General features: G+C 69.4%; 15 protein-coding genes. 4 read left to right on the top strand and 11 right to left on the bottom strand.

Features of this window, described 5'->3' with window-relative positions; genetic code table 11:
- The first annotated feature begins 44 nt into the window (after positions 1–44).
- A complete protein-coding gene (gene dapE / locus ACT54R_RS21990) occupies positions 45–1,226 on the top strand; it encodes a succinyl-diaminopimelate desuccinylase (RefSeq protein WP_476330059.1) in 1,182 nt (393 codons plus the stop codon).
- A gap of 9 nt (positions 1,227–1,235) precedes the next feature.
- Positions 1,236–2,006, top strand: a complete 771-nt coding sequence (locus ACT54R_RS21985; RefSeq protein ID WP_476330056.1) for an alpha/beta hydrolase — start codon at positions 1,236–1,238, stop codon at positions 2,004–2,006.
- 380 nt (positions 2,007–2,386) lie between these two features.
- On the opposite strand, the gene ACT54R_RS21980 is transcribed toward ACT54R_RS21985, so the two are convergent.
- Positions 2,387–3,715 (bottom strand): lytic murein transglycosylase, encoded by a 1,329-nt coding sequence (locus ACT54R_RS21980; protein ID WP_476330053.1) that lies wholly within the window; start codon positions 3,713–3,715, stop codon positions 2,387–2,389.
- Between the two features lie 302 nt (positions 3,716–4,017).
- Here ACT54R_RS21980 and galU point away from each other — a divergent pair, with 302 nt between their 5' ends.
- The gene (gene galU, locus ACT54R_RS21975; RefSeq protein WP_476330050.1) at positions 4,018–4,917 is read left to right on the top strand and encodes a UTP--glucose-1-phosphate uridylyltransferase GalU; all 900 of its coding nucleotides are present in this window, start codon (positions 4,018–4,020) and stop codon (positions 4,915–4,917) included.
- A gap of 155 nt (positions 4,918–5,072) precedes the next feature.
- Here galU and ACT54R_RS21970 read toward each other — a convergent pair whose 3' ends face one another.
- The 10 genes from ACT54R_RS21970 to ACT54R_RS21925 all read right to left on the bottom strand — a co-directional run bounded on the left by ACT54R_RS21970 (position 5,073) and on the right by ACT54R_RS21925 (position 18,964).
- The gene (locus ACT54R_RS21970) at positions 5,073–8,552 is read right to left on the bottom strand and encodes an indolepyruvate ferredoxin oxidoreductase family protein (protein ID WP_476330047.1); all 3,480 of its coding nucleotides are present in this window, start codon (positions 8,550–8,552) and stop codon (positions 5,073–5,075) included.
- Positions 8,553–8,746: 194 nt separating this feature from the next.
- Entirely contained in the window at positions 8,747–9,787 is a 1,041-nt protein-coding gene (locus ACT54R_RS21965) for a nickel/cobalt transporter (protein WP_476330044.1), read from the bottom strand.
- Entirely contained in the window at positions 9,784–10,419 is a 636-nt protein-coding gene (locus tag ACT54R_RS21960) for a DUF1007 family protein (protein ID WP_476330041.1), read from the bottom strand. Before ACT54R_RS21960 ends, ACT54R_RS21965 begins: the two co-directional genes overlap by 4 nt.
- Before the next feature lie 190 nt (positions 10,420–10,609).
- Positions 10,610–11,551, bottom strand: a complete 942-nt coding sequence (locus ACT54R_RS21955) for a prephenate/arogenate dehydrogenase family protein (RefSeq protein ID WP_476330038.1) — start codon at positions 11,549–11,551, stop codon at positions 10,610–10,612.
- Positions 11,548–12,702 (bottom strand): histidinol-phosphate transaminase, encoded by a 1,155-nt coding sequence (gene hisC, locus ACT54R_RS21950; protein ID WP_476330035.1) that lies wholly within the window; start codon positions 12,700–12,702, stop codon positions 11,548–11,550. The genes ACT54R_RS21955 and hisC overlap by 4 nt, the downstream gene beginning before the upstream one ends.
- Before the next feature lie 26 nt (positions 12,703–12,728).
- Complete coding sequence (locus ACT54R_RS21945) at positions 12,729–13,619, bottom strand: chorismate mutase (protein WP_476330032.1); 891 nt, start codon at positions 13,617–13,619, stop codon at positions 12,729–12,731.
- A 317-nt stretch (positions 13,620–13,936) separates the two neighbouring features.
- Positions 13,937–14,644 carry a hypothetical protein gene (locus ACT54R_RS21940; RefSeq protein WP_476330029.1) on the bottom strand — a complete coding sequence of 236 codons (708 nt, stop codon included), beginning with the start codon at positions 14,642–14,644 and terminating at the stop codon, positions 13,937–13,939.
- An 18-nt stretch (positions 14,645–14,662) separates the two neighbouring features.
- The gene (locus ACT54R_RS21935; RefSeq protein ID WP_476330026.1) at positions 14,663–15,931 is read right to left on the bottom strand and encodes a cytochrome P450; all 1,269 of its coding nucleotides are present in this window, start codon (positions 15,929–15,931) and stop codon (positions 14,663–14,665) included.
- Complete coding sequence (locus ACT54R_RS21930; protein WP_476330023.1) at positions 15,918–17,654, bottom strand: di-heme-cytochrome C peroxidase; 1,737 nt, start codon at positions 17,652–17,654, stop codon at positions 15,918–15,920. Before ACT54R_RS21930 ends, ACT54R_RS21935 begins: the two co-directional genes overlap by 14 nt.
- Before the next feature lie 173 nt (positions 17,655–17,827).
- The gene (locus ACT54R_RS21925; RefSeq protein ID WP_476330020.1) at positions 17,828–18,964 is read right to left on the bottom strand and encodes a helix-turn-helix transcriptional regulator; all 1,137 of its coding nucleotides are present in this window, start codon (positions 18,962–18,964) and stop codon (positions 17,828–17,830) included.
- A 326-nt stretch (positions 18,965–19,290) separates the two neighbouring features.
- Here ACT54R_RS21925 and ACT54R_RS21920 point away from each other — a divergent pair, with 326 nt between their 5' ends.
- Entirely contained in the window at positions 19,291–20,769 is a 1,479-nt protein-coding gene (locus tag ACT54R_RS21920; RefSeq protein ID WP_476330017.1) for a peroxidase family protein, read from the top strand.
- Positions 20,770–20,913: the final 144 nt, after the last annotated feature.

Below are 20,913 nucleotides of genomic sequence, written 5' to 3'. Positions count from 1 at the left end.
TTGCCGCTATCTCGACATCCCCCGGTAGCGATGAGGCTTTCCTGATGACCGCCGATGCTTCCGTCAAGCCCGCGCTTCGGGCAAACGTCCCCGATGCGCTGACGCTGGCGGCCGAACTCATTCGGGCGCCGTCCGTCACCCCCGATTCGGGCGGTGCGCTGGAGCTGGTCGCCCGCCGGCTGGAGGCGTTTGGATACCATGTGGAGCGCCTGACCTTCGACAGCGGCGGCGTTCCCATTCCCAACATCTACGCCCGCATCGGCACCGGTGCCCCCAATCTGTGCTTCGCCGGCCACGTGGACGTGGTGCCCGAGGGCGATCCCGCCCACTGGCTGCACGGCCCGTTCGCCGGCACGGTGGAGGACGGCAAGCTGTTCGGCCGCGGCGCGGTGGACATGAAGGGGGCGGTCGCCGCCTTCCTCGCCGCGGCGCTTAGCTTCGGGCGGCCGGAGAAGGGCTCGCTCTCCTTCCTCATCACCGGCGACGAGGAAGGCCCGGCGCTGGACGGCACGGTGAAGGTGGTGGAGTGGCTGAAGGAGAAGGGCGAGGTCATCGACCACTGCGTCCTTGGCGAGCCCACCAATCCCAACGCCATGGGCGACGCCTTCAAGGTTGGCCGGCGCGGCAGCCTCTCGGGCATCCTCACGGTGAAGGGCGTGCAGGGGCACGTGGCCTATCCGCACCTCGCCGACAATCCCATTCCCCGCCTCCTGAAGCTGGTGGGCGAGCTTATCGCCGCCCCCCTCGACCATGGCTCGGACTTCTTCCCGCCCTCCAATCTGGAGGTGGTCTCGATCGACGTGGGCAATCCGGTGTTCAATTTGATCCCGGCCGAGGCCACCGCGCGCTTCAACGTGCGCTTCAACGACCTCTATTCGCTGGAGACGCTGAAGTCCGAGATCATCCGCCGGATCGATGGCGCCGGCCTCACCTATGATCTCGAATTCCAGCCCGGGGCCAGCCAGAGCTTCCTCACCGCGCCCGGCCCCTTCGTGGAGCTGGTGGCGGACGCGGTGGAGGCCGAGACCGGGCGGCGGCCGGAGGCCTCCACCTCGGGCGGCACCTCGGACGCGCGCTTCATCAAGGACCTCTGCCCGGTGGTGGAGTTCGGCCTCGTGGGCCAGACCATGCACAAGGTGGACGAGGCGACGCCCGTCGCCGACCTCGAGGTGCTGACCCGCATCTATGCCCGCATCATCGCGCGCTATTTCGCCACCTTCGCCTGAGCTGACACCATGACCGAGACCATCCCCGGCGAAACCGCCTCCACCCTCGACGTGGATGGCCGCGCCATCGCCATCCGCTCTATCCCCGGCGCGGCGCCCGGCCTGTTCTGGCTCGGCGGCTTCAAGTCGGACATGACCGGCACCAAGGCCGAGCACCTCGCCCGCTGGGCGCAGGCGCAGGGACTGGCGAATGTGCGGTTCGACTATTCCGGCCACGGTGCCTCCGGCGGCGCGTTCGAGGAGAGCACCATTTCCCGCTGGCTCGGCGAGGCGCTGGCGGTGTTCGACCGTGCGACCTCTGGCGAGCAGGTGGTGATCGGCTCGTCCATGGGCGGCTGGATCGCGCTGCTGCTCGCCCGCGCCCTCGCGGCGCGCGGCGAGAAGCGGTTGAAGGGGCTGGTGCTGGTGGCGCCCGCGCCGGACTTCACCGAGGCCCTCATGTGGGACAAGTTCCCGCCCCCGGTGCGCGAGCTGATCGAGGCCTCCGGCCGCTTCCTCAAGCCGACACTCTATGGCGAGGACCCCTATGTCATCACCCGCGACCTGATCGAGGACGGGCGCCGCCACCTGCTGCTCGGCGCGCCGTTCGCGGTGGGCTGCCCGGTGCGCATCCTGCAGGGCGCGCGCGATGAGGACGTGCCGTGGGAACACGCCATGCGCCTCGTGAGCTGCCTCGCCGAGGACGACGTGGTGTTCTCCCTCATCAAGGACGGCGACCACCGCCTGTCACGCCCGGAGGATCTGGAGCGGCTGACGGAGGCGGTGGAAGGGCTGGTGTAGGTCTCCTCTCCGGACAAGCGACGTCGCAGCTGGAGCGCCGAACGGCATTCACAACCGTCGCCCTCCGACTTGATCGGAGGGCCCATCCCTCCGCCCGCGCGGGCGGTCAGACGCAGGGACAAGCGGCGCCATGGGTCCTCCGGTCGAGCCGGAGGACGACGGAGGTTGGGGAGGGCGGGGGTCGCGAAAAAGCCCGCGCTCAATCCGCATCCGCTGCCTTCAGTTCTCATCCGTCGCCCTCCGACTTGATCGGAGGGCCCATCCCTCCGCCCGCGCGGGCGGTCAGACGCAGGGACAAGCGGCGCCATGGGTCCTCCGGTCGAGCCGGAGGACGAGGGCGCGGTTGGGGGGAGCGCCTGCGGTGTCGCTGGCGCCCCGCCTCACCGGCGCATCTGCTGGAGCAGCACGAGGTCGGGGTAGCCGTCCGGCAGCAGGCCGGCGCGGGACTGGTAGTCCTGGATGGCGACGCGGCTCTTCTGGCCGAGGATGCCGTCCACGTTGCCGATGTCGTAGCCCATCTGGGCGAGGCGCCCCTGGATTTCCTGCCGCTCGGCCTTGGAGAGGCCGCGCTCCTCCTTCGGCCAAGACTGGACGAAGGCGCCGCCGCCGCGCAGCCGGTCGGCGAGGTGGCCGATGGCGAGGGCGTAGGCGTCGGCCGGGTTGTACTTCAGGATGGCGTCGAAGTTCCGCATCATCAGGAAGGCGGGACCGTTGGCGCCGCCCGGCAGCAGCAGGTAGGCCGTCTCCGTGGGGCGCGGGAAGGCGACGCCGTTGGCCCGGCGCACGCCGAGCGCGTTCCACTCCGAAAGCGTCTTCTTGTTGCTGCGATTGGCGAGGCGGTAGTCGAAGCCCTGCGGCAGCGCCACTTCATAGCCCCACGCCTTGCCGAACTCCCAGCCGTCCAGCTTCAGGTTGTTGGCGGTGGAGGCGATGATGTCGGGGATGGAATCCACCACGTTGCGCTTGCCGTCGCCGTCGAAGTCCACGGCGAAGCGCTGGAACGAGGTGGGCATGAACTGGGTGGGGCCGAAGGCGCCCGCCCACGACCCCTTCAGGTGGTCGTACGGCACGTCGCCCTTTTCGAGGATCTGCAGGGTAGCGATGAACTCGTCGCGGAAATAGTCCTGCCGCCGGCCGATGCAGGCGAGCGTGGCGGTGGATTCCAGCACGTTGCGCCGGCCGATGCCGTCCGGGTCGCCATAGGTGGATTCGATGCCCCAGATCGCCGTCACCGCGTAGCGGTCGACGCCATAGGCCTTTTCCGCCCGGTCGAAGATGGGCTTGTAGCGCTCCAGCACCTCGCGGCCCTTGCGCACGCGCGTCTCGGTGACGAGCATGTTCACATAGGCGCCGATGGGCTTGGAGAATTCCGGCTGGCTGTCCATGAAGTCCATGATCTTCATCTGCGGCTGCAGCGAAGCCGTGTACTTGTCGAACGTGCGCCGGGAGACGCCCTTGGACTGGGCCAGCGGCCACAGATTGGCGATGCACTGGGGGAAGTTCGCCTCGGCCTGGGCGAGGGCCTGCGGCGTCATCAGCGGATGGCCTGCACCCGCCTGGGGCGCCTGCGGGGCCGGGGGCGGGAAGCCGAAGATGGAGCCGGTCGTCTGGGCCTGGCCGGCGGCAGGGGTGACGAGGCCGGCGATGAGCGCGAGCGTCACGGCCACGCCGCTTCCGAAGGTGGTCCTTTCGCGCGTCGTCGATGCCATCTTGAAAGCCTTCCCTTTCCGGCCTGCCGCAAGGGGCCGGGATGATCGTCTGAGGCTCCTACTGGGCGGCAATATGGTTGCGTCGCGGTTAATGGATGGCAAGTTTTGCGGGGTGGTATCTCGCTGCGACCCGGTTAACCTAAGTCGGGGAACAGGGCGCCGATCTCGGCCGTTGCCACTCGGCTGCCATGGCTGTGCGGATGATTGTGCAACGCAAACTTATGTGCGGTGCGCTAGGTCCGTCCGCGCTAGAGCTGTGCTAGACCACGTGCCCGTGGCGATCAGGAGGGGCGAAACTCAACATGCGTAGACCCATTCGCAAGGCGATCCTACCCGTCGCGGGCCTCGGCACGCGCTTCCTTCCGGCGACCAAGGCGGTGCCGAAGGAGATGTTGACGGTGGTGGACCGGCCCGTCGTGCAGCACGTGGTGGATGAAGCCCGCGCCGCCGGCATCGAGCACATCGTTTTTGTCACCGGCCGCAACAAGGCGGTGATCGAGGACCATTTCGACCGCCAGTTCGAGCTGGAGCGCACCCTCCAGGAGCGCGGCAAGGTCAAGGAGCTGGAACAGCTCGACCGCGACACGCCCAAGGCGGGCACCACCTCCTTCACCCGCCAGCAGCTGCCCCTGGGCCTCGGCCATGCGGTGTGGTGCGCGCGCGACATCATCGGCGACGAGCCGTTCGCGCTGCTGCTGCCGGACATGCTGCACATGCCCAAGGTTGGCAATGGCAACGGCCACGGCTGCCTCACCTCCATGGTCGACGCCTACAACGAGACCGGCGGCAACGTGGTGGCGGTGTACGAGGTGCCGGACGACCAGACCCACCAGTACGGCATCGTCGGCACCGGCGCCGATGCGGGCAAGGGCGCAAAGGCCATCACCCAGATGGTCGAGAAGCCCAAGGCCGGCACCGCGCCGAGCAACCTCGCCATCTCCGGCCGCTACATCCTCCAGCCCGGCATCTTCGACCTGCTGGCCAAGCAGGAGCGGGGCGCCGGCAACGAGATCCAGCTCACGGATTCCATGCTGAAGCTCAAGGAAACCGAGCCGTTCTACGCGGTGCGGTTCGACGGCTCGGTCTATGACTGCGGCTCGAAGATCGGCTTCCTCATGGCCAACGTCGCCTATGCGCTGTCGCGCCCCGACATCGAGGGCGAGTTCCGCGCCGAGCTGAAGGCGATCCTCGGCGGGAACTGAGGGGCTTTCCCTCGCCGCCGTCGCCCTCCGGCTTGACCGGAGGGCCCATCTTTCTGCCGGAGCAGGCATCAGTCGCCGGCACACGCGGTGCCATGGGTCCTCCGGTCAAGCCGGAGGACGACGGGACGAGTGCCCTCTATGGCGCCGGAGACCTCCTACTCCGCCGCCACCGCCGTCGGCGCCGGCGGGTTGCGGAAGCGGGCGAGGAGGTCCTTCTCCTCGGCCTTTGCGGCTTCCAGGTGCCGCACCTTCACAGGACCGAAGCCGCGGATCTTCTCCGGGACGGAGGCGATGGCCACCGCGAGCGCGTGGTTGGCGGGATCGAGCTTCGCGATCAGCTCGCCCACCGTGCGCTCATAGTCCGCGATCAGCGCCCGCTCGGTGCGGCGTTCTTCCGTGTAGCCGAACACGTCCAGCGCGGTGCCGCGCAGGCCCTTAATCTTCGCCAGCAAAGAGAAGCCCTTCATCATCCACGGCCCGAGGGTGATCTTGCGCGGCTCCCCCGTCGTCGGATTGGGGCGGGCGAGGAGCGGTGGGGCGAGGTGGAACTCGAAACGCAGATCGCCGTCGAAGGCCGCGTCCGCCTGGGCACGGAAGGCGCCGTCGGCATAGAGCCGGGCGACCTCGTATTCGTCCTTGTAGGCCATGAGCTTGTAGAGATTCTTCGCCACCGCCTCGGCGAGCCCTCCACGTCCGGGCGCTTTCGACTGCTCGGCGGCGCGCACCTTGTCCACCAGAGCGGTGTAGCGGGCCGCGTAGGCGGCGTTCTGATAGAGGGTGAGGTCGGCGACGCGCCGGGCGATCACCTCGTCGAGGCTCTGGGACAGCCGGCGCGCATCGCTGGAGACGGTGCCCTTCGGCGTGGCGATGGCCTCCACGGCGGCCGGATCATGGGCGGCGCGGCGGCCCCAGAGGAAGGCGGCCTTGTTCATGGCCACCGCTTCCCCGTTCAGCTCGATGGCCCGCTCGATGGCGGCGGCCGAGAGGGGCAAGGCGCCAAACTGGTAGGCATAGCCGACCATGAAGATGTTCTGCGCCAGGGCGTTGCCGAACAGGGCCTGGGCGAGGCGGCTCGCCTCGATGAAGTGGGTCTGCGGTTCGCCCGCCGCCTCCCGGATGGTGCGCTTGATGCGCTCGGTGGGCAGCGAATAGTCGGCGTTGCGGGTGAAGTCGCCGGGCAGCACCTCGTGGGTGTTGACGACGACGATGGTCTTGCCCGGCTTCACCGCCGCCAGCACCTTCTTGGTGCCGGCCACCACGAGGTCGCCGCCCAGCACCACGTCCGCGCCGCGCGCCGGCACGCGGATGGCGGTGATGTCGGCGGGATCGCTGGCGAGGCGGATGTGGCTGTAGACGGCGCCACCCTTCTGGGCGAGGCCGGCCATGTCGATCATGCCGCAGGCCTTGCCTTCCAGATGCGCCGCCATGCCGAGGATGGCGCCGATGGTGACGACGCCGGTGCCGCCCACCCCGGTGGCGATGACGCCATAGGTGCCGTGGATCTCGGGATGCGCCGGCTCCGGCAATTCGGGCCAAGCGTCAGCCCCGCCGGCCGCGCCGGCACTCTTCTTCGGCTTCGCCCCGTGGACCGTGACGAAGGAGGGACAGAAGCCTTTCACGCAGGAGAAGTCCTTGTTGCAGGACGACTGGTCGATCTCGCGCTTGCGGCCCCACTCGGTCTCCAGCGGTTGCACGGAGACGCAGTTGGATTTCACCCCGCAATCGCCGCAGCCCTCACAGACGCGCTCATTGATAAGCACGCGCTTGTCCGGGTCGGGGAACTGGCCGCGCTTCCTGCGCCGGCGCTTCTCCGAGGCGCAGGTCTGGTCGTAGATCATCACCGTGACGCCCGGCACCGCCGCCAGCTCGCGCTGCACGGCATCCAGCTCGTCGCGGTGGTGGATGGTGAGGCCGGCCGGCCAGAGGGTGCCCGCGGGATACTTGCCCGGCTCGTCGGTGACGACGACGACCCGCTCCACCCCTTCCGCCGCCACCTGCCGGGCGATGACCGGCACGGTGAGGTCGCCGTCGTGCTTCTGCCCGCCGGTCATGGCGACCGCATCGTTGAAGAGGATCTTGTAGGTGACGTTGACCTTGGCGGCGCAGGCGGCGCGCAGGGCGAGATAGCCCGAATGGTTGTAGGTGCCGTCGCCGAGGTTCTGGAACACATGGTTGCGCTTGGAGAAGGAGGCTTCGCCGATCCAGTTGGCGCCCTCGCCGCCCATCTGGGTGAAGCCGGTGGTCTCCCGGTCCATCCACTGCACCATGTAGTGGCAGCCGATGCCGGCATAGGCGCGCATGCCCTCGGGCACCTTGGTGGATGAATTGTGCGGGCAGCCGGAGCAGAAATAGGGGATGCGCGTCGCCACGTCCGAGGTGGCGGCGAGCACCCGCTGCGCCTCCTCCAGCTCCGCCACGCGGGCGGCGATGTCGGGGATGTCGCCATAGGCGAGGAGCCGGCGGCCGAGCTGGATGGCGATGTCGTTGGGGTCCAGTGCGCCCTTCACCGGGAACATCCAGCGGCCCTGCTCGTCCTTCTTGCCGATGCAGACGGGCTGGTTGGCGGTGCCGTACAGTTCCTCGCGGACCTGCACCTCGATGAGGGAGCGCTTCTCCTCCACCACCATGATGAGGTCGAGGCCCTTGGCGAACTCGTAGAGGCCCTGCGTCTCCAGCGGCCAGGGGCAGGCCACCTTCCAGATGCGCAGGCCGAGATCGTTGGCGCGCACCTCGTCGATGCCGAGCTCATCCAGCGCGAGGCGCACGTCGAGATACGACTTGCCCACGGTGGCGATGCCGATGCGGGGGCGGGCGCCGCCGGAGGTGATGAAGCGGTTGAGGCGGTTGGCCCGCAGGAAGTGCAGCACGGCGTCCCGCTTGAATTCCTGAAGCCGCTCCTCCTGCGCGATCGGCGTGTCGCCGAGGCGGATGTTGAGGCCGCCGGGCGGCATGGCGAAGCCGAGCGCCGGCTCGATGCGCACGCGGTCCAGCCGCCCGTCCACGATGCCGGTTGACTCGATAGTGTCCTTCACCGCCTTGAGGCCGACCCAGGTGCCGGAAAAGCGCGACAGCGCCCAGCCATAGAGGCCGTAATCGATGATCTCCTGCACGCCGGCGGGGTTCAGCACCGGGATCATCACATCGACGAAATGGAACTCGCTCTGGTGGGCGGTGGTGGAGCTTTCGCAGGTGTGGTCATCGCCCATGAGGGCGAGCACGCCGCCGTGGCGGGAGGTGCCGGCATTGTTGGCGTGGCGGAACACGTCGCCGGAGCGGTCGACGCCCGGACCCTTGCCGTACCAGAGGCCGAACACGCCATCGAACTTGCCTTCGCCCCGCAGCTCCGCCTGCTGGGAGCCCCACAGAGCGGTGGCGGCGAGATCCTCGTTGAGGCCGGACATGAACTTGATGTCGTTGGCCTTCAGCACCTTCTCGGCGCGCAGGAACTGCTGGTCGAGCCCGCCGAGGGGGGAGCCGCGATAGCCGGTGACATAGCCGGCCGTGTTGAGGCCGGCGCGCCGGTCGCGCTCCTTCTGCATCAAGGCGAGGCGGACCAGAGCCTGCGTGCCCGATACGAACACGCGCTCCTGGGACAGGTCATATTTGTCGTCGAGCGAAACAGGCTTCAGAGCCATCGCGACGCCTCCAGCGGGGCCGGCCAGGGCAGGGAGTCACGCGGAAATCACGTGCCCCGTTCGACCTTCAGGCTGGCACGGAGTGTCGCACCCGGCAATTTCGTTGTTTCAATTCAAAGCGAAACGAAATTGCCGAAAAGCTGGGCGTGACGCATTTTGGTGCATCGCACCTGAAATTGGCTGCGTTGCGGCATTCAGCCCGGCAGCAGGCGCTCGCTTTCGAGATATCCGGTGAGCAGGCCGAAACCGAACAGCATCACCAGCAGAGCCGCCCCCAGTTCCACCCCCAGCCGGGCCATGGTGGACCACTTGGTGTCCCGCCCGGCGATGCGCACGGCGAGCCGTTTGCCGTAGACGGCGATGGCGGCAATGGCCGTCACGGTGGCGGCGGTGCCGAGGCCCATGGCGAAGGCGGCGGCGACGCCGCTCAGGAACACGCCCTGCGACAAGGCGAAGGTCAGCACCAGTATGGCGCCCGAGCACGGCCGCGCCCCGGCCGACACCACCGCGACGGCGGCGCGCTTCCATCCGCCTTGCCCCGCCAGAAGGGCAGGATCGGGCGCGTGGCTGTCGCCGCAATCGCAATCGGCAGCGTGGATGTGGCCCACGTCGCCCCGCGCCGCAGCAACGAGGGCGCGGCCCTTCACGATCGCGAGATAGAGCCCGAACAGGCCGATACCGCCATAGGCCGCGACCTCCACCACCGTCATGGCCTGCGCCATGGAAACGGCGGTCGCGCCCAGCAGCAAAGCGAGGATGCCGACGAAGAGGATGGCCGCCACCGCCTGCACCATGCCGGCGGCCAGCGACAGCACGGCGCCCCGGCGCAGCGTGCCGCCATCGGCGAGGAGATAGGAGGAGATCACCGCCTTGCCGTGTCCGGGACCGGCGGCATGGAAGACGCCGTAGGCGAAGGACAGGCCGGCGAGGAGGAAGGTGGCATTGCCATCCTTTTTGGCGGCGCGCACCGCCCCCACCAGCGCGCGGTAGAATTCCGACTGCTTGGCGAGGATGAAGCCGGTGATCCCGGAGGGCGGCGCGCCGCCGCCGCCGAGGCCGAAGGGCGTCGCCTTCGGTCCGCCGCCACCGGGTGGGCCGAACCCCTGCGCGAAGGCGAGATCGGGATAGAGCACCAGCGCGACAAGCAGCGCGAACAGCAGCGCCGCGCCAAGGCCGAGGGCGATCAGACCCGCCCGGCGCATCCGCCCGGGGACCGCCGCGGTGGATGCGCTCACGGGCACTTCACCGTGATCTTGTCCGCGAACTGGGCGCCGTAGGTGCTGCCCGAGGTGAGGCCGGCGAAGAAGGCTTCGTTGAGGGTCGCGCTGGGCGGCGGCTCCGGCGAGGTGACTTCTTGCGTGCAGCCGGCCGGCGCCGCGACCATGGTCACGGGGTCCTTGTCGGCGAAGGAGAAGGAGACGAACACGGTGGGGTCGTAGATCTCGATGGTGGCCGCCCCCTTCACCGCGATGGGCTTCGCCAGCGGCAGGGTGAAGTGCAGGGTCAGCAGCTCGTTCTCGTAGGTGAGGTAATAATCCACCGGGTCCTTGAAGGCGAGCTTGCCGGTGGCGGTCTTTCCCCGGACGAAATAGTCATATTCCTTCAGGGACGTCACATTCACCTCGGCGAGCGGCTTCAGCACGTCGTCGCCATAGGTGCCGTCCTTCTGCTTTTCCAGCCCCTGCAAGGCGAAGGCGGTGAAGGCGTCATCGAAGGTCCAGGCCTGCTTGAGCGCGGTGAGCTTGCCGTCGGCGCCGTAGACCACCTCGGTCTTCATGGTCACCCAGACGTGGGGATGCGCCTCAGCCGCCCCCGGCAGGAGCGCCGCGGCGAGCAGCATGACGACGGGCAGCAGGCGCGCCAGCATCCGAATCTACTTCCTTGTGTCGGGGCGAACCCTTCTCAGGTCGCGCGAGACTTCGGCGGAATGGTGACGCCGCTGCTACAGCGCCCATGACACGCGAAGATGACACGCGGGTGTGACGGAAGCTGACTGTGCGTCATATCCCCGGCGTCATATTCCGTGCGTCATCTTTTCCCGGCCCCTAAACCGAGGGTCAGCTGTCCTCGTGCTTCGGCTTTTCCGCCGCGCGGCGGCCGAAGTCGGGGGCGGCGGTCTCCTGGCCCTGCTCGATGATGGAGCGGCGGATGGCGCGGGTGCGGGCGAAGTGCTCGAACAGCGCGTCCCCGTCGCCATAGCGGATGGCCCGCTGGAGGGCGGTGAGATCCTCGGTGAAGCGGCCGAGCATCTCCAGCACCGCTTCCCGGTTGGTCAGGAACACGTCGCGCCACATGGTGGGGTCGGACGACGCGATGCGGGTGAAGTCGCGGAAGCCGCCGGCCGAGAACTTGATGACCTCGGAGGTCAGCGTCTCCTCCAGATGCGCCGCCGTGCCCACGATGTTGTAGGCGATGAGGTGCGGCACGTGGCTGGTGATGGCGAGCACCAGATCATGGTGCTGGGCGCTCATGGTCTCCACATTCGCCCCCGCCGCCCGCCACAGGGTGACGATGCGCTCCACCGCCGCCGGGTCCGCGCCCTCGGGCGGCGTGACGATGCACCAGCGGTTCTCGAACAGCGTGGCGAAACCCGCGTCGGGGCCGGAAAATTCGGTACCAGCCACCGGATGGGCGGGGATGAGATGGGCGTGCGCCGGCACATGGGGGGCCATGGCCTCCACCACGAAGCCCTTCACCGATCCCACGTCCGAAAGGATGGCGCCGGCCTTGAGGCGCGCCCCCACCACCTCGGCGACCTTCCCCGAAGCGCCGACCGGCACCGCGACGACCACGATGTCGGCGCCTTCGGCGGCTTCGCCCGCATCCTGCGTCACCACGTCGGCGAAGCCGAGCTGCCGCACGCGGTCGCACACGGCGGGATCGGCGTCGGCGACCACGAGGGTGCCGGCGAGGTGCTTCTCCCGCGCGGCGCGGGCGAGGGACGAGCCGATGAGACCCGCGCCGATGATGGCGAGGCGCGGCACGAGGGGCTGGATCACTTGGCGGGCCCCTTGGTGGTCCCCGCCGCTCCGCCGGCCATGAACTCCGCGAGCGCGGCGACCACCAGCTCGTTGGCCTCCTCGGTGCCCACCGTCATGCGCAAGGCGTTGGGCAGGCCGTAGCTCGCCACCTGCCGCAGAACGAGGCCCCGGCGCGTGAGGAAGGCGTCCGCCTCCTTCGCCGTGCGGCCGGGCTCTTCCGGGAAGTGGATGAGCAGGAAGTTGGCGACGGACGGCGTCACCTGAAGCCCCAGCGCCTCGATCTTGCCGGTGAGCCAGGGCAGCCACTGCGCATTGTGCGCCACGGCCTTTTCCACGTGTGCCGCATCGGCGATGGCCGCCGCGCCGGCCAAGAGCGCCGGGGTGTTCATGTTGAACGGCCCGCGGATACGGTTCATGGCGTCGATGACATGGGCCGGACCCACCGCCCAGCCGATGCGCAGCGCGGCGAGGCCGTGGATCTTGGAGAAGGTGCGGGTCATGAGCACGTTCTCGGTCGAGAGCGCCAGCTCCAGCCCCGTCTCGTAATCGTTGCGGCGGACATATTCGGCATAGGCCGCGTCCAGCACGAGGAGCACGTTGGAGGGCAGGCCCGCGTGCAGGCGCTTCACCTCGTCGAACGGCAGGTAGGTGCCGGTGGGGTTGTTCGGGTTGGCGAGGAAGACGAGGCGCGTCTTCGGCGTCACCAGCGCGAGCATCGCGTCCACGTCGGCGGTGAGGTCGCGCTCCTTGGCCACCACCGGCACACCGCCGGCGGCTAGCGTCGCGATCTTGTAAACGAGGAAGCCGTGCTCCGAATAGATCACCTCGTCCCCCGCCGCCACATAGGTGTGGGTCACGAGGTTCAGGATCTCGTCGGAGCCGGCGCCGCAGATGATGCGGTCGGGGTCGAGCCCGTTGGCCTTGGCGATGGCCTGGCGCAGCGCGCTGGCGGAGCCGTCGGGATAGTCCTCCAGCCGGCGGCCGGCCTCGGCGAAGGCGGCGAGGGCCTTCTCGCTCGGGCCGAGGGGGGTCTCGTTGGAGGAGAGCTTGAACACCTTCTCCACCCCCGGCGCGTGGCTCTTGCCGGGCACATAGGCCTCGATGGCGAGCACGCCCGGCTTCGGCTCGGGCCGGCCGGTGGGGAGGGGGTTGTTCAGCACGGCGGACATCTCAGGTGACTCCAGACGATCTTTCTTCACGGCCGGGCGGAGACGCGCTCCACCTTGTGGGTGGCGGCGTGGCTGCCCACCTCGGCGACGGCGCGGATGCCCGCGCCCGCGTCAGTGAGGGGGCCCGTCACCTCGTCCACGGTGTGGCCGGGGGGCAGGGACACCAGCAAAGCGGCGCCATCGAGGGCTTCGTCCGGCGCCACCACCACCTCGGCGAAGGCGGGTATGGCACGGCCCGCGGCCGCGCTCCATCCCGTTACGCGCAGCGAATAGACGCGGACCTCGCGCACGGCGGCATCGGCGATGGGGTGGGAGACCACGAACACCGGCAGGCCGGCGGGATGGTCGTCGCGCTCCACGAAGGGCAGGCGGGCGATGATCTTGGGCGCGCCTTCCGCCTCCAGCGCCGTCCACCAGGGATCGGCGGCCGAGGGGGAGGGGGCGGCGGCGAGCAGGCCGAGATCGCCGCGCGAGCCGGCCACCGCATCGATCACGCCGCGCGCGCCCATGTGGGGCAGGAAGGGCACGGTGAAGCCGAAGTGGAAGCGCGCGCTGTCGCGCATGGGCGCCTCGCCGCCGGACAGGTCGGCATGCACGGAATAGGGCGCCTGGACGTACGTGAACGTGGCGATGATGACGCGCCAGATGCTCTCCACCGTGTCGAGCGGCAGCAGGCCGTGATGGCGCTCCACCAGCCGGCGCATCATGTCCGCCTCGCGGGCGGGGCGGAAGGCGGAGCCGCCCTCGGTGCCCTGCGTGTGCTTCACCTGCACGAGGCGGTCGATGATCTCGCTGCGCTCCATGAGCAACTGGTGCATGGCCGCGTCGATGCGGTCGATCTCGGACCGCAGATCGGCCAGGGACAGGGGAGCGCTGGAGATCGGAGCGTCGGAGAGGGGAGCGTCGTTGTGTGTCATTGGCGTTCGCGCATCTGGAGCGCGACGCCCTGGCGGATGAAGTCCGTCCGCCGGATGAAACGCCCCTCCAACTCAGGGACGGAGAGCGCGGGCCGATCCGCCCGCATCGCAGGTTTCCGGCGCGCCCTCCAGCCGGCGAGGCTTACCGGGAACGGGCGCGGGAATCAAAACTTTGTTGCGCTGGTGGCTGGTATCGGGTGGCGCTAGAGCACGCGCCGATCTGATTGCATCGCAATCAGATCGGATCACGCGTTCTCTTTCTTGGAGTAAGAGGGCGATTCACCGAGCGGATTGATTCAATCCGCTCGGATCGCGCTCTAGCGCTTGAAATAGCCCTTCACCAGATGCTGCGCCACGAAGGCGTCGATGGCGGCGTGGATGGTGTCCCAGCGGGGCAGGGCGCTTGCCGGCACCTCCACGGCGGCGGACCAGACGGGCGTCTGGAACCAGAGCTGCGCGCGGGCGTCGGCGGCGTCCGGGGTCGCCGGCAGGCGGGCGAGCACGCCGCGATCCTCCGAGATGCGCACCAGATAATCACCCCCCGCCGCCGGAAACCGCTCCAGATCGTTGAGGAAGCCCTGCCGCTTATCCTCCCGGCGCACGGTGGCGATGGTCTTGGTCATGCCGGCGAAATCGGGGTGGGGGCCGAGGTAGAAGGCGGTAACCCGGATCGTGGGATCATCTCCGGCCGGAGGTCCCTCGGCACGGGGAGGCGCGACGCCGGGCGTTGCCGCATGGGCCGCCATGGCGGCGGCCATGTCCGAGAGGGGGAAGGCGAATGCGGATTCCCGGCTGCGGATGATGCAGCCGATGAGGCCAAGCTCCGGTGGCGCGAGGGCATAGCGCGCGGGGAAGGCGAAGAGGTCGTCGCCCGCCCGATAGAACAGCGTCTCGCCGAATTTCGCCACCGCCGCCTGCCGCGCTTCTTCCCCCTTGCCCGAGGGCTTTGCGGCAGGCTTTGCCGCAGGCTTCGCGGCGGGCGCGGGCTGGCAGAGCGCGGGAGGGACGTCGGGGACAGGAGCCATGCCCCCGACTATAGGCCCTTAGGTCAGCCCGATGCGATAGGTCTGGGGAAAGGGCGTGCCCGCCATGTCCACCGGCGCCAGCGGGCGGGCGGCGGGGCGCAGCAGCACGCGCTTCACGATCTCGGGGATCATGGTGCCGCCCACATAGCGGCCGAGGCATTCGTGGTGCCCGTAGCCGAAATGCAGGTAGGTGTGGAAGGGCCGGTCCGGCCTGAAGGCGTCCGGCTCCGGCACGAAATCGGGATCGAACATGGCGGAGAGGCTGAGCGGCAGCACCACCGTGCCCGCGCCCAGCACCTTCTCCCGCGCCGTGCCCTTGGCGAGGGTGTAGGTGGCCGCCGCCTCGCGGAACATGAAGGCGACGATGGGCGAGAAGCGCAGCGCCTCCCACACATAGCCGTCGAACACCGCATCGTCTCCCGCCTTGGCCGCGGCCCGCGCATCGCTGAGCACTTCCGGCCGAGCGAAGAGTTCGGCCAAAGCGTTGATGGCGGCTTCCGCGGTGGTCTCGATGGCGCCGATGAGCAGGCCGCCGATGTTGATGACCACCCGGTCCATGCCGAAATGGTCCGCCGCCGGCAGGTTGAGGCTCAGGATGCGGGTGAGGCTGTCGTCCGGCGCGGTGCCGGCCTTGATCTCGGCGATGCGCGCTGGGATGAGGGCGGCGAACAGCGCGCGCAGCTTCACCCGGCTGTCCTCCGCCGCCTGGTGGATGGCGTCGGCGTCCGGGCGGTCGTCGTAGGGCAAATTGTTGAACTGGTCCATCTGGTTGGCATAGGACCAGTCGAGCAGGTCGGCGTCCGGGCCCTTGATGCCGAAGACGCGCTGCACGATGCGCAGGGGCACGAGCCGCGCCAGCTTCTGCACCGCCTCGATCTCACTGCCCGCAGCATTCAGCGCCTCGTCGGCCACCTCGGCCACGGTGGCGCGGATCTTCGGCAAATCGTCCCAGGCGAGGATTGCGCGCATCACGGACTTGTCGCGGTAGTTCACCACCGTCTCGTCCATGGCGAGCATGAAGTCGCCCATCTTGGGCTTGTAGAGATCGACGGTGAACACCTTCGGCACGGACAGGATCTCGATCACGTCCGCGCGCTTGGCGACGAGCGTCACCTCGCTGGTCTCGTAGACCGGCGCGTGGGCGCGCAGTTCCGCGAAGAAGGGGCGCGGCTCGCTGGCGATCCAGCCCCGCGCCAGCGGCCAGCGCTCTGCGGGGCGGACGGCGGCGAGCTTGTCGAGATAGGGCGTGTAGGGGCGCACGCGCGCCGCGGCCTCAGGGACGGACATCGGGGCCCTCCAGGACCTTGAGATATTCGATGATGGCGTAGCGATCCTCGGGCGAAAGCGTCGCGCTGGCGGGGAAGGCGTGGCCGCGGTTGGAATTGCCGGGCAGGCTGGTATCGAAGCGGGACACGCGGGCGCGCTCGGCCTCGGGGATCGAGTCGTATGAGGACACGAAACCGAGCTTCTCGGTGTCGAGCCGCTTCGAGCCCACGTAGAACACCGCCGGCCGCTCCTCCTCGGGGGAGAGCAGGTCGTAGATGGTGGGCACCGAGCCGTTGTGCAGGAACGGCCCCGTCGCCCACACGCCGGCGAGCGGGCCGGCCTTGTAGCTCGGCGGCAGCAGCCAGCCCGATTGCGGGGTGTTGCTGCCGGGGGCGAAGCGCCAGCCATAGGCGGCCTTGCGCGCATCGCCGGTGATGCCGCGGGCGCGCAAATCGTTCTCGGTGATGGTGCTCACCGCCGCCAGCAGCAGGGAGCCGGCGAGAACCTGTCCGTCCGGCAGGCGCGGCGTGGTCGGCGGCAATTGGGTGAAGGGACCGGGCTTGGCGTAGCGGGTGATGAAGTTCATCGCCATCTTCGGGTCGGTCTTCACGGTGGCGACGTCCACCATGGACACGGCCAGCCACTGCCGTCCGCCCTCGGTCTCGGCGGCGGGGGTGAGGCGATAATCGGGACCGCCGTGGCAGCCGGCGCAATTGGCCTTGAATAGCTCGGCGCCGCGCTTCGCCTTGGCGGCATCCACCTTGCCCAGCGCCTTCTCCGGCCACGGCGGCGGCTTCAGGCCCGAGACCCAGGCTTCGAGCGCGACCAGGTTTTCGGACAAGGCTGTCGAGCTGGCGGCGGCGAGGTTGCCGTTGGCGAAGTCCGCATGGCCGAACACGCCCAGCACCTCGCCGAGGTTGCGGCCGAGCGGGTTTCCGGCGACGCCGTTCCACTGCACGTAGCGCTGCTGCGGCGTGGTCCACAGGAAGGGGTAGCTCACCGGCGCGTCGGGGATGCGGTAGTTGGCGGGCTCGTTGAGGGCGGTGGCGGACACTGCGTTCAGGATGTGGCCGAAGGCGTCGAGCCGCCCGCGGCCGTAGGGCACGGGGGTCCAGGAGGCCGCCTCAAGACGCCGGATTTCGGTGGCGAGGGCTTCGAGTGCCGGGCGCACGGCCTTCGGGTCCATGGCCACGAGCCGCGCAGCGAAGCGCTGGAACTTGGCGGGATCGGCAAGGGTGATGTCGAGCGCCTTGCTGAGGCGCGCCATCAGGAGCTGGTAGTCGCCCTGCGAGGCGCCGCCGTCGATGCGGATGAGCGCGCCGTTCTTCGCCTCGATGTCGGCGGTATGGCAGGCGGCGCAGGTGAGCCCCACCATGGGGCCGAGCGCGCCCGGCGCGGGGCGCGGGTCCTTCACGAAGCCGATGGGCAGGCCGTCCGGATTGAGCGCCGAAGGTCCGTCCGCGGGCAGGAAGCCCATCTCCGCCACATGGGCGGGATCGAGGAACAGCTTGTCGGACAGCGGCTGCTCCAGCGCCCGCAGCATGGCGTAGGGCATCAGCTGGGAGCCCTGGGAGGTGAAATAGAATTTCTCGCGCAGCTCGGGCGACCAGCCCTGGTCGAGGGCCTGTGCCTTGCCCGGCTCGGCCGGCGCCTCGTTGCGCGACATGATGGCGTCGGTGAGGGCGGCGAGCCCCAGGAACACGATGACCCCCGCCCCGACGACCAGACCCTTGCGCCCCACCATTCTTCCCCCCGGAAATATGCTCGATCCTGCCGCGCCGCCGGCCCTTGCCGGCGAACGCCCGTTGCAACCCCTCACGCATGAGCGGCCGCGCCATCTCGGGCGCGGCCGTATGATGGTCACGCGCCATGAATGCGCGATGAACCGATGCGCGATCAACCCTGCGCGATGAACCGTCAGACCAGCGAGAGGTCGAGGCTCTCGCGCAGCCGGGCGACCAGTTCGCCCTGCCGGTTGGTGCCGGTCTTCTCGTAGAGCGCCTTCAGCTGGCTGCGCGCCGTGGAAAGCGCCACGTTGCGCTGCTGGGCGAAGTCGGCGAGGGAGGCCCCCACCGCCAGCGCCGCCGCCAGCGCCGCCTCGGAGGGCGTGAGCTTGAAGGTGGTCTGGATGCGCCTGGCCACGTCGGCCCCGCCGCGTCCCGGCTGGCGCACCACCACCGCGATCTGCGAGCGGGTGGCGAGGCGCGGACTCCCCTCGCCGGCCGGCAGGGGATGCAGCGATACCCGGTAGGGGCCGGCATCCTCGCCGGCGCGCGGCACTTCCATGTGCTCGGCATGGGTGATGTTTGTCTCGCCCCGCGCCGCCGCCAGAGCCAGAGCGACGGCGGAGGCGACCTGCCGGGAGGCGCGGTCATCGCGGAAGGCGAGCCGGCCCTGCCGCACGGCGATGTCGCCGGACTTCACCATGGTCTCGCCCGCGCGGTTCACGTGGGCGACGTGCATCTCCGCATCCACCAGGAAGATGCCGGCATCCACGATGTCGAGGGCAGCGGCGATGTCACCCACCTTGGCCTTGGCCTCGTCGAGCAGCGCGTAAAGCTCGAATGCGCGCCGCAGATGCGGCACCACAAGGCCAAGCTTCTGCCGCTCCGTTTGCCCGAACGGCCCCTGCGCCCGCCCGCGCATGGCGCAGATGGTGGCCATCACGTCGGCTTCCTGGGCGAAGTAGGAGACGAGCGAATGCTCGATGTCCATGGGCTCCACCACCTCGCGGAACAGCGCGGAGGCGCGGAACTGGTCGGGGTCCACGCCATCCTCGCCGCAGATGACGCGGCCGGGATTGGAGAGGATGTAGGAGAGGCGGGGGTCTTCCGTCGCGTGGCGATAGAGGAAGGTCTTGTAATCGTTGTGGTCGTGGCCCCACACGCGCCAGGTGGGCTTGGTCTGCTGCTTGAGGCTGAAGACCGCGAGCTGGCCGACCCGGCCGTCGATGAAGCGGGTGACGCCCTCCAGCAGGATGCCCCATTGCCGGGGATCGCCGGAGAGTTCGTAAACGTCCCCGACGAGGCGGGAGTAGTGATCGAGTTCGCCCATGTCCGTCCCATTTCCCGCGAGGCGATGGTCCGGCCGGGCCGGCGCATCACGTCGCCATGATCCGATGGGCCGCCATGGCCCACCCCGCGAGGGCCGGACGGCGACTTGGTGTCTGCCTTGATGCCTGCCGATATCGGCGGATGCCCACGGGAGATCGTGAGCGCAGCATTGCACAACCACCTCAGGCTGCAAGACGTCCCAAGGTCGGTCATCCCCCATTCGGATGATGCTGACCGAACCGTTGAAATGGTGACGTAAGGGGGAGCCCCGGGGCGGGGGCATCAGAGGAGCGTGCCCTGAGAATGCGTGTCGAAAGGCCCCTTGAGATGACCACCGGAAGCGACGAGCAGCGTCCCTCGACCCGGGAGGCCATCAGCGCGCGCGTCCGGACCCTCGCCATCGAGGCGGGGGCGCGGCCGAGCGACCATGGCTTCGGCCGCATGTTCCCGACGCTGGCGGCGCCTGCCTGCGGCATTCCGGCCGGGACACGGACGCTGAAGGACCTCGCCCGCCTCGCCGCCGCCATGGGCGCGTGCGCCGAGGCGCCCAGCGGCCGGCCGCCGCGCCGCCGCGCCGAAGGCGATGCCGACATTCCCGCCGCCTATGCCTTTCTGGTCGAGTTCGTGCTCAATGATCTCGTCTGGGAGCGCCGTCCGGTGGAGGAGACGCAGCTCGCCGGCGCGACCGCGTTCTCACCGGTGGGCAGCTTCTCCACCCTGTTCAACCGCCGCTCGGGCTGCCTCGACCTCGAATCCGTCTATGACGCGCCGCGCGATCCCGCCGCCGTGCGCCGCATGCTGCTGGGCGAGGTGTGGCGCAATCCGCTCGGCGAGCCGGCGCTGCCGCCGCGGAAGAGTCCGCGCAACGACCTGCCGCGCCAGCCGCGCGCGCTCGATCCCGCCCGCGACCGCGCGGCGCGCATGAGCGACGCGCGCAACGATTCCAGCCTGCCGCTCAGCCAGCTCCACGTCGCCTTCCTCAAGGCGCACAATGCGCTGGTGGCCACCGGCCGCTCCTTTGAGGTGGCGCGCCGCGCCCTGCGCCAGCGCTATCAATGGATGCTGCTGTTCGATCTCCTGCCCAAGATCGCCGATCCGGCGGTGGTGGAGGAGGTGCTCAGCGAGGGGCCGCGTCTGTGGCGGAAGGAGCGGGCGGGGGACATCTTCATTCCGGTGGAATTCTGGGCGGCGGCCTTCGCCATCGCGCCGAGCCTCGCCCGGCCGAGCTACGACTACAACCGCCACCTGAGGGATGCGGAGGCCGCAGCGCTGTCCACCCGCGCCGCCCTCGGCCCCTCCGGCTGCGGGCCGGATGGCCTTCCGGCGGATCGCATCATCGCCTGGGAAGCCTTCCTGCCGCTGGAGGCGGAGGCGCCGCAGCGGGCCCGGCGGCTCGACACCATCCTGGCCGGCGCGCCGGAGACGGTGGAGGCGGCGGCGCTCCGGCACCTGTCGCGGGGCTACCGGCTGGGGCTGCCCAGCGGGCAGGCGGTGGCGCAGCATCTCGGCCTGAAGCCGCTCAGGGACGACACGCTGCTCGCCGCCCTTCCGGAAGCCCAGCGCGTCGCGGCCCTGCCATTCTGCGAGGCGACGCCGCTCTGGTTCTACATCCTCGCCGAGGCGGGCGATCCGGCCGGGCCGGCGGGCAAGCATCTGGGGCCGGTGGGCAGCCGCATCGTGGCCGAGGCCCTGTGGACCCTGACCCGCCATTCGGACGCCTCCATCCTCGCGCCGGGCGAGCCGCGCGACTTCGACCGCTTCACCCTGAGCGATCTGGTGCTGCTCGCCGCCGAAGAGGACGGCTGAAGCCGCACCCCTCTCACGCGACCAAAAGGGGCCGCCGGCGCGTTGCGTGCCGGCGGCCTTTCGGCGTCTGCACAACCGCAGGGAGATATCGCTGCGGACAAGCTTTAGTATTGCGCGTCGGCTTGTTCACGTTGCCCGGAAAAA

The sequence above is a fragment of the Xanthobacter sp. DMC47 genome (assembly GCF_056313845.1).
The sequence above is the reverse complement of the archived record's forward strand: the minus strand, read 5'-3'. Positions and strand labels throughout refer to the sequence as shown.